The following is a 16,213-nucleotide window of genomic DNA, read 5'->3' as shown; positions in this document are numbered from 1 at the left end:
ATATTTGGTATTATTTTTTGAAATAAAAAAAAGCTACACTTTTATCAAAATGTAGCTTTTTTATTATGTTTTAAAAATTATTTTACTAAAGTCATTTCATCAACAATGTGTTTGGCATTTGAAAAATTTTCGATAACCCACAACACATATCTAATATCAACATTAATTGTTCGTTGTAATTTTTTATCAAAAATTACGTCGCCAGCCATGGCTTCAATGTTGCCATCAAAAGCAAGTCCTATCAATTCACCTTTACCATTTAATACTGGCGAACCTGAATTCCCTCCTGTTATATCATTGTCTGTCAAGAAATTAACGTGCATCGTACCATCTTTGTCCACATAGCGTCCAAATGATTTGGTTTGATTCATTTGCAATAATTTTTCTGGTAAATCAAATTCCTCATCGCCTTTTTTGTATTTTTTCACCATACCATCAAAAGTAGTATAATTATTTACTTTGGCATCATTGCGTGCATCTTTTGGCAATGCACGTACTTTCCCGTAAGTCAATCGCAAGGTTGAATTGGCATCAGGATATTTGATATTTCCCATTTTTGAAACCCTCAAACCTTCAACCAACAATCGGTATGAAGCTCCAAAATCATTTTGAGCTTTGGCTATATCGTCTGATTTTGACATAAAATGGGTAAGTAAATCGTTTGATAGTGCATAAATTGGGTCGTTTGTCAATTGTTCCATAGACGGATTTTCTAAAAAACTTTTGATTTTGTCTAGCGAAGAAAATACGGTTTGATCGATGGCTTTATTTGCAAAATCCGTAAAATCGTTTTGATTTTCTAAACTCCATTTGGCAACCATAGGAGCTACTTTATAACCCGTTGATTTAGAATTATATAAGTTTAATTGTGCTGCCAAAATAGCTTTTTCTGCAGGAAGGTGTATGTCTTTTAAAAAACCTGAAACTGTTTCAACAATTTCTGACGACATGCTGCTTCTTTTACTTGCATCTGCTTTTACATATTGCTCTAATTGTTTGCCCATAGTTCTTCCAATTGCTCCAAAGGCAGACGTTCTAAATAATTGTTGCAAATAATTATCATGTCTGGATTTTTCGTTTGTCAATGCGTAAAATTTATTAATATTGCTTACAACATTGCCATATTTCGCCTTGTTTTCAGGTTTATTGGCCCATTCATCAAACTTTCTTTCTTGCTCTGCTTTAGATTTTGCCGTTTCAAATTTAGTCAAAGCATCAATCATTCCTTGTCTATTTTTCCAATAATTGGCCGTAGAAGCATATTTTGATGCGTATAACAATCGAAGGGCATCACTTTGATCCATAAATTTTTTCATGTTGTCCATGCCTGTTTTAGCACCTTCAACCCAAGCTGGATATGCAAATTTGACATTTTGTTCTATTCCTCCCGCTGGCATCCATCTGTTGGTACGACCAGGATAACCCAAAATCATAGCAAAATCTCCTTCCTTTACACCTTTCAAGTTGATAGGTAAATAATGTTTGGGTTGCAATGGCACGTTGTTTTCAGAGTATTCAGCAGGATTTCCATTTTGATCTGCATATACTCTAAACATTGAAAAATCTGCCGTATGGCGTGGCCACTCCCAATTGTCGGTATCTCCTCCAAATTTTCCTAAACTTTCTGGCGGTACTCCCACCAGCCGAACGTCTTTGTAATCTTGATACACAAAATAATAATATTCATTGCCTTGAAAAAAAGATCGTACCGAAACGGTATATTTGCCACCCTCGTTATTTTCTTTTTCTATCATTGCAATTTCTTTATTTACGGCTGCTTCTCGTTCCAATTCGGTCATTTTATCATTTACTTTCGATAAAATTCTTTTTGAAACATCGTCCATTCGTACAAAAAATCGAACATACAAACTCGAAGGTTTCATCTCCGCTTTCTTGTTTGGTGCCCAATAGCCGTCTTTCAAATAATTCTTATCGGCCGTAGATAACTCGGCCACTGCATCATAACCACAATGATGATTGGTAAGTACCAAACCATCTTTTGAAATCATTTCGGCAGTACAACCGCCATTAAATTGAACAATAGCATCTTTCAAACTATGATGGTTTATGCTATAAATTTCTTCGGCTGTCAATTGTAAACCCATTTTTTGCATGTCTCTATGATTCAGACGTTCGATAAACATCAAAAACCACATGCCTTCGTCGGCTTTCATACTTGTTGGCACTAACATTAGTAGTCCAAGTAGGGGAAAAATAATTTTTTTCATGTGTTATAAATTTAAGTTCAAAATATTAATTTGACAAGTATTATTGTTTTTAATAGGTTAATTCTAGTTGATTGTAGCATTTTGCGTTAGGGATAGTAGTGGAAATCCTTTTTTGAGGCTTTTTCTGCCTCAAAAAAGATTGCAACGGATAGCCCGACCCTTGGGGAACGCCCAAAAAACGCTAATGGTAATTTGCTTTTTATTTAGAATTTGGCCTTACAATATAACACAATATGTCATATTGTTAAAATAACACTAAATCGTTTGCGAATATACTATAATTTTTAAAAAGTTCAATTAAAAAAGGTGTTTATAAAGCGTTTTTATCATTATTCATTTTTAAGAGGGATGTTTGCTAAAATTGCGACTAAAAAGGTCCAAAATTTTTGTGCCGAACTTATTGAGGCTCTTTCATCTGGACTATGTGCTCCGTGTATCGTTGGACCAAACGAAATCATGTCCATAGTAGGATAATGTGTACCTAAAATCCCACACTCCAATCCTGCATGACAAGCAACAACTTTGGGCTTTTGCTGGTTTTGTTGCTCATATAGCTGCACTAACAAATCTAATATAGGCGAGTTCACGTTGGGTGTCCAACCAGGATAACTGCCAGTTAAGGTTACTTCGCATCCTATCAATTCAAATGCCGATTGCAAGGCATAAGCCAAATCCATTTTGGAGCTTTCGACAGAAGATCGACATAAATTTTGAATCGAAATATGGCCATTTTCAACAGATACCCGAGCAATATTATTGGACGTTTCTACCAAGTTTTCCATATCGGCACTCATGCGATAAACACCATTGTGAGCCGTATAAATTGCTCGAAGCAAGCCCTCTTGTACACTCAAATCCATCACTTTTTCAGGAAGTGCAGAGGGGGTTATTGCAATATCCAAAAAAGGTTCGGTGGTTTGAAACTCTTTTTTAATAGCATTAATTTTATTTTGCATATCAAATACAAAAGTGTCTTCAAACATTGATGCTATAATCAAATGTGCCACACTTTCTCTTGGAATGGCATTCCGAAGACTACCGCCATTAATAGAGGCAATTTGTAATCCAAATGATTCAAATCCATGATGTAAAAGGCGGTTCATTATTTTATTGGCATTGCCCAATCCTTTATCTATATCCATTCCAGAATGACCTCCTTTTAGTCCTTTTACAATTAGGGTATAGCCTTTTGAAGTTGCTTGATCTACCGTTTCTTCAACATAGGTTCTTGTTGCCGTAACATCTATGCCACCTGCACAACCAATGTCTAATTCATCATCCTCTTCCGTGTCCAAGTTCAACAAGATTTCCCCTTGCAAAACACCTCCTTTAAGGTTCAAAGCCCCCGTCATACCTGTTTCTTCATCAATGGTAAACAAGGCTTCAATGGCAGGATGTGCCAGTGTAGTACTTTCTAAAACGGCCATAATTGCTGCCACTCCTAGCCCATTATCGGCACCAAGTGTTGTTCCTTTTGCTCGAACCCAGTCGTCGGCTACAAACATTTCAATGCCTTGAGTGTCAAAATCAAATAAGGTGTCGTTATTTTTTTGATGTACCATGTCCAAATGTCCTTGAAGCACAATCGGTTTACGGTTTTCCATGCCTTTTGTGGCAGGTTTTCTGATGATAACGTTTCTAATATCGTCTTCAAAAGTTTCTAGTCCTAGTTGCAAACCAAAATTTTTCATAAAGGCAATCACCTTTTCTTCTCGTTTGGATGGGCGTGGTACCGCATTCAAATCGGCAAATTTGTTCCACAAAACCTTCGGTTCGAGGTTTCTAACGTCTTCATTCATTACAATATGCTTTTTGAGTTTATATGCTACAAATTTATAAATAATGTTTGAAGTTTTGGTGTTTCTGTTTTTATTTTGATTATTTCCTTCATTTCGATTTATAGATAGCGGCTGTATTATTTTTGAAATCTTTTCTACACATAATAACACGATTATAGCTACAAAATTTTTCGTTGAATGTTAACAAAAATACTTCCACATGATCATCGCATCATTTTATGTAATCAATACAAAAAACAGCGAGGCTTTTTTTAAACCACAAATATTATTTTTATTAATCAATTCTGATGTTTTATTTACTGAAAAAATAATTTATTCTGACAGAAAAAACTTTAACTTTTTTTTGAAGCTAAAAAACTAAAGCACTACGTTTTTTAGATTGTCTGGAAAATATTGGTTGGATATGGTTAAAAATTCATCGCCTTTCATAAAAATACTGCTATCTACTTCTGTATAATTGGTTTTGCCAGCCGCTGCCAATAGTTCGTTTGCGGCATGTAAGGTGTTTTTATGAAAATGGTAAACTCTTTCGGATTTGTCTGTCACTACTAAGCCTTTCATAAGCATCTTGTTTTGTGTGGCAACGCCCGTAGGGCACTCGTTATTGTTGCACCGCAGGGCTTGAATACAACCTAGCGAAAACATGAATCCTCTTGCACTATTGCACATGTCGGCACCAAGGGCAATGGCCCGCAACAAGGCATATCCTGATATGATTTTGCCACTGCATATCATTTTGATGTGTTGTCTGATATTATATTTTAGCAGGGTTTTGTTTACAAATATCAATGCGGGTTCTAGTGGCATACCTACACCGTCTGCAAATTCGAGGGGTGCTGCTCCTGTGCCTCCTTCGGCACCGTCGATGGTGATAAAATCAGGGTAACAGTCTAAGGCTGTCATTTCTTGGCACAGTTTTTCAAACTCGGCAGTGTCGCCTATACATAACTTAAAACCAATGGGTTTACCTTCGGATAGTTGTCTTAATTGTGCAATAAATAAAACCAGTCCTCGAGCATCGGTAAATGCAGTGTGGCTTGGTGGCGATAGTATGGTTGTGTGGGGTTTTACACCTCTAATTTTGGCAATTTGTTCGGTGTTTTTAGATGCTGGCAATACCCCGCCATGTCCTGGTTTGGCTCCTTGCGATAGTTTGATTTCTATCATTTTTACGTTGGGCAACAGGGCTTTTTCTTTAAATTTGTTGCCATCAAATTGTCCGTCTTCGGTTCTACATCCAAAATATCCAGTTCCAATTTGCCAAGTGATATCGCCCCCTTGAAGGTGAAATTCGGTAAGGCCTCCTTCGCCGGTATTGTGGTAAAAGCCGCCTTTTTGGGCACCAATGTTTAATGATTTTATCGCATTTTCGCTCAACGACCCAAAACTCATGGCCGAAATATTGAGCAAAGAGGCATGGTATTTTTGTTTACAATCTTTGCCCCCTACCCATGTTCGAGGCAAGTCTTCTTGCACCGTTTTTGGAAACATCGAATGTTTGATGCCTTCATAATCGGCATTGTTTAGTTCTAATTGTGTTCCAAAAGGCGTTGTAGCATCTATGTTTTTGGCCCGCTGATATACTAAAGACCGTTGGTTTCTAGAAAATGGTTTGCCATCGGTAGTTCTTTCTATAAAATATTGTTGAATTTCGGGCGCTATCATTTCAAATAAATACCTGAAATAACCCAATACAGGAAAATTTCTTAAAATGGCATGCTTGGTTTGTATGGCATTATAGAGCCCTATTATTAATAATAATCCTATGAAAATGGATATTCCGTAAGCAGTTTTAAAATAGAAATTTACAATTAAAACTACCAAAAAAAGTAATGTTCCGTAAGCAAAAAATTGGTTTCTCATGTTAAAAATTCAATATAATAAAGGGTTATTTTAAATGTTGCCAATACCAATCGACGGCTTCTGTTAGTCCTTTTTCGAGGTTATGCGTTGGCTCATATCCTAAAAGGGCTTTGGCTTTGTCGATAGAGGCTAATGAATGTGGAATGTCGCCTTGCCTGTTTGGCCCGTGAATTATGGGGATTTGATTAATTTCAGGGTCATATTTTGATAAACATATTTTTAAATGAGCAATTAATTCTAATAAATTAGATCGTTCGCCCACTGCGGTATTAAAAACCTGACCAATAGCGTTAGGGTTTTGGGTTAAAGCTGCTAAATGGTTCATTTGTATAACGTTTGCAATATAAGTAAAATCACGGGAGTTTAATCCGTCGCCATTGATTTTTGGCGATTGATGGTCCATTAATAGCTTCGTAAAAGTGGGTATTACAGCAGCATACACCCCATCTGGCGATTGCTTGGGACCAAATACGTTAAAGTAACGCAAACCAATTGTTTCTAATCCATAATTAAGTCCAAACACATGGGCATACAATTCATTAACATATTTACTTACAGCATAAGGCGAAAGCGGATTGCCAATGATGGCTTCTGTTTTTGGCAAATGTTCAGAATCGCCATAGGTCGAAGAGCTTGCTGCATAAATAAATCTTTTGACTTGGGCATCTTTTGCAGCTAAAATCATGTTCAAAAAGCCACTCACATTGACTTCATTGGTTAGCCGAGGATTGTCCAATGAACGGGGAATAGACCCAAGGGCAGCTTGATGAAAAACATAATCGATGTTTTGTACAGCCTCCTGACAAGTTTCAAACGATCGAATATCGCCTTCGATAAACGTAAAGTTGGGATGGTTTAAATAAGGTTCTATGTTTTGAAATTTGCCCGTAGATAAATTGTCCAAACACCAAACCTTGTTCTGGTGATTTAAAAAATCTGCTACTAAATTTGAGCCAATAAATCCAGCACCTCCAGTAACTAAAATGTTGTAATTTTGCAATTTCATGATTCAAAAAAAATAATTAGGTATGTAAGTATAAATTTAGAGTTTTGTAAAATAATTCATTTTTTATTGTGTTTTGAAAACCTCAAAACCTAGTTTAAAAAAGGTTATTTTTAAAAAAAGAGTAAATATACAAAATAATCTTTAAAGTGTCTGTTTTCTGGGATGAAATTCAAGTAACGTTTTGGCAAGATGCGATCGGTCTAAATGTACATAAATTTCGGTTGTAGTAATAGATTCGTGTCCGAGCATGAGTTGAATAGACCTTAAATCGGCTCCGTTTTCTAATAAATGGGTAGCAAACGAATGTCGAAACGTGTGGGGACTGATGTTTTTTTGAAGATTTATAGACACAGCTAATTGTTTGATAATCGTAAATACCATTGCACGTGTGAGCTGTTTGCCCCGCCGATTTAAAAATAAAATATCTTCAAAACCTTTTTGAATGTGAATTTTGTTTCTGATTTGGCTAATATAAAGGCTAAGATAATTTTTGGTTTGCTCGCTAATAGGAACAAAACGGTGCTTGTTGCCTTTGCCCAACACTTGTATAAAATCTTCTTCAAAATACAAATCAGACAATTTTAGAGTAACCAATTCCGAAACCCGCAAACCACAAGCATAAAGTGTTTCGAGCATGGCCCTGTTCCTTTCGCCCTCGGGCATACTCAAATCGATAGCGTGTATCAAAAGATCTATCTCTGATACGCTAAGGGTGTCTGGTAATTTTCGGCCTGTTTTGGGGGTTTCTATCAACTCGATAGGGTTGTCTTTTCGATAATCTTCAAAAATTAAATACAAAAAAAAATGCTTCAATCCAGATATAATTCTGGCTTGTGATCGAGGCATTATGGTGCTAGAAATGGTGTAAATAAAACCCTGAAGTGTCTCTTTTGATATATTTATAGGGTTTTCGTCGATCTGATTTTGTTCCAAATAAGCAACTAATTTTGCGATATCAAAAGTATAATTTTCGACTGTATTAACAGACAAAGCCCTTTCTATTTTCAAATAAGATTGAAAATCTTTTATTGCCGTTTTCCAATTCATTTTTCAAAACTCATTAACTTATTTTAGGTAGTATGGGCCAAATTCAATATAAAAATAAAATCAACCCATCAATAGCAACATTTTTTGGGCGTTCCCACAAGGGTCGGACTATCCGTTTCAAACAACTTTCATTGAACTCCAAAAGAAATATAATATTGTGAAACAATCTTTTTTGATTACCACATTCAGAAACGATATTCGTGCAATACAACACCTCTTTTGGGGGCTGTGGGGCTTCTAAAAGGATTTCCGCTGCTATACCTAACGCAACAAACTGCAATTAAGGTGTATTGGATAACAACAGCTGTATGAAAAAACGAACAAAATTTTACTTGATTACAAATTCAGAAGCAAAGTTTTGTTGTATCATATTACACACCCGTATATCCTTTCATCACACCTCTGGACGAATTTCTAATAAAGTCAATAATTTCGTCTCTTTCTGGAGTGGCTTCCATTTCGGCTTCAATAATGCCTAGAGCTTGTGTGGTATTGTAATTTTTTTGGTATAAAATTCTATAAATTTCCTGAATTTCTCTAATCTTTTCTGTAGTATAACCACGTCTTCTCAAACCAACTGAATTAATCCCTACGTAGGACAAAGGTTCTTTGGCGGCTTTTGTAAACGGAGGCACATCTTTTCTAACTAACGACCCTCCCGAAATCATGGCATGATCGCCAATATGAATAAACTGATGCACAGCAGCCAAACCACCAATAATAGCATACTTGCCAACAATAACATGACCCGCAAGCGCTACCCCATTTACAACAATCGCATTGTCGCCAATATGACAGTCATGGGCAATATGTGCCGTGGCCATAATCAAACAATTGTTGCCAATAACGGTTTGACCAGATGCAATAGTCCCTCTATTGATGGTTACACATTCTCTAATTGTTGTATTATCGCCAATAATGGCAAGAGATTCTTCTCCACCAAATTTCAAATCTTGAGGAATTGCCGAAATAACAGCTCCTGGAAAAATATTACAATTTTTGCCAATTCGAGCCCCTTCCATAATGGTTACATTGGAGCCAATCCATGTTCCGTCGCCAATAACTACATTGTTATGGATGGTTGTAAAAGGTTCAATCACTACATTTTTGGCAATCTTGGCCCCTGGATGTACGTAAGCTAATGGTTGATTCATAATATCATTATTGTTTTCTTGCAATTTGTGCCATCAATTCGGCTTCTGTTACGAGTTTGCCATTGGCATAAGCTTTGGCAGACATGTGGCATATCCCTCGTCTGATTGGAGTAATCAAATCGCATTTGAATATTAAAGTATCTCCTGGAAGTACTTTATTTTTGAATTTGACGTTGTCTATTTTCATAAAAAACGTCAGATAATTTTCAGGGTCTGGAACAGTGCTCAATACCAAAATACCTCCTGTTTGTGCCATAGCTTCTACAATGATAACTCCTGGCATTACAGGAGCTTCTGGAAAATGACCCACAAAAAAACTTTCGTTCATGGTAACGTTCTTCATCCCAACCACGTGTTTGTCAGACATTTCAATGATTCTATCTACAAATAAAAAGGGTGGCCGATGAGGTAAAATACTCATAATTTTATGAATATCCATCAATGGTTCTTGGTTCAAATCATAAACAGGCACTTGACTGCGTTGTTCGATTTTGATGATTTTCGATATTTTTTTGGCAAACTGTGTGTTTACAAAATGCCCTGGTTTGTTTGCAATCACTTTACCTTTTATACGACAACCAATTAAGGACAAATCGCCAATAACATCTAACAGTTTGTGTCGGGCTGCTTCGTTGGGGTAATGCAAAGTTAAATTATCTAAAATGCCATTGGGTTTTACAGAAATTTGATCTTTTCCAAAAGCTTTTTTCAAATTGCTCATGGTTTTTTCAGATATTTCTTTATCTACATAAACTATTGCATTATTCAAATCGCCTCCTTTGATAAGTCCTTCGTCCAATAAATATTCGAGTTCATGTAAAAAACTAAAAGTTCTGGAATTGGCAATTTCGGTTTTAAAATCGGCAATGTTTTTTAGGGTTGCATTTTGAGTACCTAATACTTTTGTACCAAAATCTACCATTGTAGTTATTTGGTAGTCGTCTGCTGGCATAACCAATATTTCACTTCCAGTTGCTTCATCTAAATATGAAATAACTTCTTTTACAACATAATAATGTCGCTCTGCACATTGCTCTTCTATGCCCACTTGTTCTAAGGCTTCTACAAAATATTTGGAAGACCCATCCATAATTGGCAATTCTGAAGCATTCAATTCGATAATAACGTTGTCCAAATCACAGCCAATTAAAGCCGCCAAAACATGTTCGGGGGTTTGAATTTTCACACCTAATTTTTCAAGATTAGTACCCCTTTGTGTATTGACAACGTAGTTTGCATCTGCTTCAATTACGGGGCTTCCTTCTAAATCTATTCGTATAAATGAAAATCCATTGTGTACTGGGGCTGGTTTGAAAGTCATGGTTACTTCTTTGCCAGTGTGTAATCCAACTCCCGTAAGAGAAATCTCGCTCTTTATCGTTTTTTGATTTACTGTCATTTAGTGATGTTTTTTATTTGTTTTTTTAATTCTTCTAATTCTGCAACTATTTTTGGTAAGTTTTTAAAATGGATATACGATTTAAAATAGTCGTTGTAGCCAAATGTTGGACTGCCTTGCAAAACCTCCCCATCTTTGATATTGCGACCAACCCCCGATTGGGCTTGTATCCGCACATTATTACCAATGGTAAGATGGCCTGCAATGCCTGCCTGACCGCCAATCATACCGTTTGTGCCTATTTTGGTAGAACCCGCAATGCCTGTTTGTGCCGCTATTACGGTGTTTTCGCCAATTTCAACATTATGGGCTATTTGAATTTGATTGTCTAACTTAACCCCTTTTCGAATGATGGTGGCCCCCATCGTAGCTCTATCAATAGTTGTGCAAGCGCCAATATCTACGTTGTCTTCTATAATTACATTGCCAATTTGTGGCACTTTTTTGTAAGAACCGTCTGCCGATGGAGCAAATCCAAATCCATCGGCACCAATTACCGAGCCCGAATGTATGGTGCAATTATTGCCAATAATAGTTTCTGAATAAATCGTAACTCCTGCAAACAAGGTTACATCGTTGCCTATTTGAACATTATCGCCTATAAAACAATTGGGATATATTTTGACATTGTTGCCAATAACTACATTTTGACCCACATAACTAAAGCTTCCTAAATATAAATTAGTGCCATGCTTTGCATTATCTGAAAAAACAGAGGGTTGCTCGATGCCAGACTTGTTGAGTTTGACTTGGTTATAAAACTCTAATAATTTGGTAAAGGAACCATAAGCATCTTCTACCTTTATCAACGTGGTTTGTGTTTCGTGCTCTGGAACAAAATTTTTATTTACAATAGTTATTGAAGCCTTTGTAGAATATATAAAATTCAAATACTTTGGATTGGCCAAAAATGTAAGCGACCCCTCTGTTCCTTCTTCAATTTTGGATAGTTTGAAGACTTCAATTTTTGGATTTCCTACAATTTCCCCTTCTAAAATGCTGGCTATTTGTTCTGCTGTAAATTTCATCGATGCAAAAGTATAAAAAAATGTTTTAAATTGTATTTTTATGTCAATTGTTTGGGGTAGCAAATATAATATTTTGTTACCGCTTTTGAAATGGTTTTCAAATTTAATTGATCAGATACCGCAACAACGTCTTCAATGGTTTTGTCTTTCTTCAATATCCGAATTGGTTCTGCCAAGGAATTATAGGCCTGATTCACAATTTTGCCACTAAAAATAAAGTATTTTGCATCATGAATACTAATATTTTCTTGACTTGCAAATTGTTCGAGCAACTTTAATTTAATATCGGTTTCTATTTTTTCGGTCGTTAATCTTATTTTTAATAAATCCCGATTGACTATCATTTTACTTAATGAACCTAGCACAAAATCAGGATGAAATTGCCATGATTTTATCGCACTTATAATATCAAAATCATCCAATTGCGAAAATTTTTCTAAAACCAAAGCATCAAAACTTGCCATTGTAACTTTATTTTCCAAAAAATATAACAACGCTTTACTTCCCTCTAGCAAAATGCCTTTCTGAGTCAGTTCTTTAGCACGTTTAAGTATTTTAGTCAATATTTGCTCGGCTACTAAACTTGTTTTGTGCAAATAGGCTTGCCAATACATAAGCCTTCGAGCCATCAAAAATTTTTCGACAGAGTAAATGCCTTTCTCTTCTATAACCAAAACGTCATCTACAACGTTCATCATTTGTATCAAACGCTCAGAATTTACGTTGCCTTCTGCTACACCCGAATAAAAACTATCTCTTTTAAGATAATCCATCCTGTCCATATCCAACTGACTTGAAATCAGTTGCAACATGAATTTGCGAGGGTACTCGCCTTTAAAAACTTGAATGGCCAAATCCAATTGCCCTTCAAAAATTTGGTTGAGTTCGTTCATAAACAATAGCGAAATAGCTTCGTGGCTAATCGTTTCTACTATACTGTGTTCCATGGCATGCGAAAACGGGCCATGGCCAATATCGTGTAACAAAATAGCAACCAAAAGGGCATTTTCTTCGGCGTCCGATAGCAGAACCCCTTTATATCGAAGCACACTAATGGCTTTTTGCATCAGGTGCATACAGCCAAGGGCATGATGAAAACGAGTATGATGAGCTCCTGGATATACCAAATAGGACAATCCCATTTGCGAAATCCGACGCAGCCGCTGAAAATAGGGATGTTGTATTAAATCATAAACCAATTCATTTGGAATGGTAATAAAACCATAAATTGGGTCGTTTAGAATTTTCAATTTATTGATGGCACTCACTATTGTTACATTTACGGAGCAAATATAATACTTTTATTAATCATAATTTGAGTTTCATGTTGTGTTCTGTTCTAAAAAAAAAGTAACTGTTATGATGATCAAATAACTTTTACGCTATTAAAATTAGTAAATGATGCTAACATGATTGATGCGTCATAAATAATTTAAGGCTTTATATCAATTGGAGTACCTATTTTTACGGCATCATAAAGTTCGTCAACTTCTTGATTCGTTAATGCCACACAGCCTAATGTCCAATCAAACCAACGATGGAATTTCCCAATCAAACCAAAATGGTTTCGGATGCCATGAATTTTGATAGCACCACCAACAGGCTTTCCAAGATGCTTAGCTTTTTGAATATCTTTTGAATTTGGATACGAAATCCCTAAGTTTTTATGATAACCGCTGTTCGGATTTTTATCAAAAATGGTATAATGCCCTTCTGGAGTTTTAAGGTCGCCTTCATAAGTCTTGGCACCAATGGGCTGTTTGCCAAGCGATACTTTGTATGTTTTGATTAATTTTTCGTTAGAATAAGCCAACAATTGCCGCTTTGATTTGTAAAGAACCAAATGGTCTATCTGAATATTCTTTGAAATTTTAGGCTCTGGAAATAAATAATAACCCAATAAAACAAATAACAACAACACAAAAAGTGTTTTAAAAGTGTTAAAACGTTTTTGAAAAACAGCAAAAATAGCACCGCATCCATTGATTTTTAAGTTCATCTTTATTTAATTTTAAAAAATATTGCTTACAAAAATAAGTATTTTATTCATAGTTACACAGTTTCAGTTTATTACAAACATCATTCAAAAGCCAACAATCCATAATATCAAAAAGAAACGTACGATTATCGCAATCAAACAGCATCTACACTAATTCGAACAAAAATTGCTAACTAAAATAAACACATAAGTGATAAAATAATTCAATAACCTAACTTTTGAAGTAAAATTCCAAATAAAAAGGGCATTTTGAAAAAATATTCATAATACAAAAAAAAAACAGCTTCCCTTCGCAAAAGGTAAACCAAAACCACATTACAATGTTCATAATCTAATGTATAGAACCATTAAATCCAATAAATACCTAAACCGTTTGCTTCACAACGCGATAACTTTGCATGAACAAAACAATTTTACAAAAATTGAAATATCATATCATCAAATCTCCATTCTCTAACCTCTAACCTCAAACCTCTAATTTCTAACCTCTAACCTCATAATTCAAACCTCTATTTTCTAACCTCTAACTTATTTGAAGCCGCCACCCTTGGCATTTTCACGCAGGGCCAGTTCCCGCCTTACGCTACAATCTTTTTGTTTTTAACGAAAAAACAAAAAGGATTTCCACTCCAGTCGGGGCTAGATTGCCACTTTTGGAGGTGTTCCCAAGGACAAGTATTTTAAAAACCCTATTAGCATTTGAACGCTAACAGGGTTTGAAAAATTAAATTATTCGTAAAAAAAATTCAAATTTTTTATGAATTTTTATTTGGTTAAATTATAGTAATCGAGGGGAGCTGGGTTAATTGAATCCATAAATTGATTTTAGAGAATCTAATTTTTTTCTATTAAAGTATTTAATTTCTAACTTTTTTTTGAAATTATATGTTTTTGTTCTATAACTTAAATCATTTCCAGGGCAATAGGATATGAAATTTAAGCTATCTACATATATGTTTTTTTTAATAATTGACATATAGATATTATACTTAAACTTACAACCTTGCCCTGTGTCCCCTTGAAGAGCAAAAACATTTTTTTTAATGTTTTTTAATGTTTCATATCCACCCCAAGCGGCACTAATATCATTAGAAATTATATCAGGAAAAATAGTTGCTTTAGATTTAATATTGTTAATATTTGTAAAATTAACCAATAATCTATTCTCAACATTAATTGTATCGCATACTTCTCTTACGTTAATTGGAATAAATGAAGATGGAGATAATACTGCAATAGTATCTTGTTTACCATCATCATTAATATCAATAGAGATATAATCGATTAGTTCAAAATACCTTGGAATAACCATTCCGAATTTTTTCACAAAACCTTTTGTTCCTTTTAAACAATTAATGTTTTCAGATTTAACAGTTATTAATGTGTCCAAACTTTGATTTGTTAATTTATTTTTTTTATGATTACAACTTGAAATCAAACAAAATAATAAAATAATAATAATTGAAGTTTTCATAAATTATCGTTTATATTTAATCCAAAAAATAGTACCCCCATGTGTTCCACTTGATTTTATACCTTGGTGACTTTTAGCTTCATTGCCATTTCCTGTCCAATATGCTGAATTAAAGGTGTGTTTGTAAGGTATTTTTCCATATTCCTCGAAAACACAATCTACATCCCAATTTCCATTTATTTTATTTTTATTAGATTGATAGGAGTAAAAATCCGTAAGAGATTTTAAATGAGAAGTTGTAATTCTAACATATCCATATTCGTTAAATTTATTTGAATCGAAACTATTATGTAAAAAATCTAATCCATCCCATAAAACAGCCCCTCCTGTAGGGTCAGAGCCACCTTGTAAAACATTGATTAATCCTGCTCTTGCATTTTTAGCATTTTGAGAATTGTCATTGACACTCAAAGGAGATTTAAATTTTGGTAGAGTAGTTGAATATTGTCCATCCAATAGCTGTACAAAAACATCTTTATTACCGTTTTTCTTATAATTAATAGATTTATCTTTTTGAGCATTATTAGCCGTATGTGCTATCCATAAACTTTCTGTTGCATTACCAGATGACTCATTTTTAATTTTATTAGAGGCTCTCTGAAATTGAGTGTGATTATCTGTAAACTGTTTTAAATTTTTAAACCCTCCTTTACCATCTTTTTCTCCAGTAAATGCTAAATCTCCGCCTTTTCTGCCATCATCACCTAGATATTCTCCATTTTTTCCATATATTGGGTATGAACTCATCCCCGTAGGGTCAATCAAATTTACAGGATTCAAATTACAATACCCATAAGCACTCATGGTCTTCACTACCAACGGATCCACACTAGCCCAAATGCTTATCCTCGCATCATAATACCTTGCCCCATAATAATACAAACCACTTTCTTCATCAAGCTCCTTACCGTTAAACTTATACGGTGAGTTATGGCTATTTTTATGCTCTTCTACAAAAGTTTCCCCAAAAGCAAAGTACTCGCTGTGTTGCGAAACTTCGCCCACAAAGTTAGTAATATAATTGGAACTTCCCAAATGGTCGGGGTGAAAAAAGTATTGTTCAGTTTCGAGCCCAAGCCCCCCAGCCCCCGAAGGGGGAGTAAATGCCGCAATAGGAACAAAACTTGTGTTGCTATTAAATGTCTGCGTTGGCATATTAAACTGCGTATATACATGATTTACAGCTGTTTCTGCCGTTGTTAACCCAACTTGCCGA

The 16,213-nt window shown here is 35.1% G+C and carries 12 protein-coding genes; all 12 read right to left on the bottom strand.

From position 1 onward, the window contains the following. Positions 1 to 77: 77 nt before the first annotated feature. The gene (locus B0A58_RS09855; RefSeq protein ID WP_089080920.1) at positions 78 to 2,228 is read right to left on the bottom strand and encodes a S46 family peptidase; all 2,151 of its coding nucleotides are present in this window, start codon (positions 2,226 to 2,228) and stop codon (positions 78 to 80) included. A 329-nt stretch (positions 2,229 to 2,557) separates the two neighbouring features. Then, positions 2,558 to 4,027: an aminoacyl-histidine dipeptidase gene (locus tag B0A58_RS09850; protein ID WP_089080953.1), complete on the bottom strand. Its 1,470-nt coding sequence runs from the start codon at positions 4,025 to 4,027 to the stop codon at positions 2,558 to 2,560. A gap of 357 nt (positions 4,028 to 4,384) precedes the next feature. Then, positions 4,385 to 5,890: an FMN-binding glutamate synthase family protein gene (locus tag B0A58_RS09845; protein ID WP_089080919.1), complete on the bottom strand. Its 1,506-nt coding sequence runs from the start codon at positions 5,888 to 5,890 to the stop codon at positions 4,385 to 4,387. A gap of 25 nt (positions 5,891 to 5,915) precedes the next feature. Next, on the bottom strand, positions 5,916 to 6,896 hold the full coding sequence (locus B0A58_RS09840) for an SDR family oxidoreductase (RefSeq protein ID WP_089080918.1): 981 nt from the start codon (positions 6,894 to 6,896) through the stop codon (positions 5,916 to 5,918). 141 nt (positions 6,897 to 7,037) lie between these two features. Continuing rightward, positions 7,038 to 7,943 (bottom strand): site-specific tyrosine recombinase XerD, encoded by a 906-nt coding sequence (xerD, locus tag B0A58_RS09835; RefSeq protein WP_089080917.1) that lies wholly within the window; start codon positions 7,941 to 7,943, stop codon positions 7,038 to 7,040. Positions 7,944 to 8,314: 371 nt separating this feature from the next. Then, the gene (gene lpxA / locus B0A58_RS09825) at positions 8,315 to 9,097 is read right to left on the bottom strand and encodes an acyl-ACP--UDP-N-acetylglucosamine O-acyltransferase (protein WP_089080915.1); all 783 of its coding nucleotides are present in this window, start codon (positions 9,095 to 9,097) and stop codon (positions 8,315 to 8,317) included. 7 nt (positions 9,098 to 9,104) lie between these two features. Beyond that, positions 9,105 to 10,496, bottom strand: coding sequence for a bifunctional UDP-3-O-[3-hydroxymyristoyl] N-acetylglucosamine deacetylase/3-hydroxyacyl-ACP dehydratase (locus B0A58_RS09820; RefSeq protein WP_014084951.1), 1,392 nt, complete (start codon positions 10,494 to 10,496; stop codon positions 9,105 to 9,107). Next, on the bottom strand, positions 10,493 to 11,524 hold the full coding sequence (gene lpxD / locus B0A58_RS09815) for a UDP-3-O-(3-hydroxymyristoyl)glucosamine N-acyltransferase (protein WP_089080952.1): 1,032 nt from the start codon (positions 11,522 to 11,524) through the stop codon (positions 10,493 to 10,495). The genes B0A58_RS09820 and lpxD overlap by 4 nt, the downstream gene beginning before the upstream one ends. 38 nt (positions 11,525 to 11,562) lie before the next feature. Continuing rightward, positions 11,563 to 12,792, bottom strand: coding sequence for an HD domain-containing protein (locus B0A58_RS09810; protein WP_089080914.1), 1,230 nt, complete (start codon positions 12,790 to 12,792; stop codon positions 11,563 to 11,565). Between the two features lie 164 nt (positions 12,793 to 12,956). Next, entirely contained in the window at positions 12,957 to 13,523 is a 567-nt protein-coding gene (locus B0A58_RS09805; protein WP_089080913.1) for a L,D-transpeptidase family protein, read from the bottom strand. Positions 13,524 to 14,325: 802 nt separating this feature from the next. Continuing rightward, positions 14,326 to 14,997 carry a hypothetical protein gene (locus tag B0A58_RS09800; protein ID WP_089080912.1) on the bottom strand — a complete coding sequence of 224 codons (672 nt, stop codon included), beginning with the start codon at positions 14,995 to 14,997 and terminating at the stop codon, positions 14,326 to 14,328. A 3-nt stretch (positions 14,998 to 15,000) separates the two neighbouring features. Then, positions 15,001 to 16,213: RHS repeat domain-containing protein (locus tag B0A58_RS09795; protein ID WP_133063121.1), on the bottom strand; the 1,213-nt coding region annotated here is incomplete at its 5' end.

This window comes from Flavobacterium branchiophilum NBRC 15030 = ATCC 35035 (assembly GCF_002217205.1).
Taxonomy (GTDB): Bacteria; Bacteroidota; Bacteroidia; order Flavobacteriales; family Flavobacteriaceae; genus Flavobacterium; species Flavobacterium branchiophilum.
Note: the sequence above shows the minus strand (reverse complement) of the source record. Positions and strands in the feature narration are given on the sequence as shown.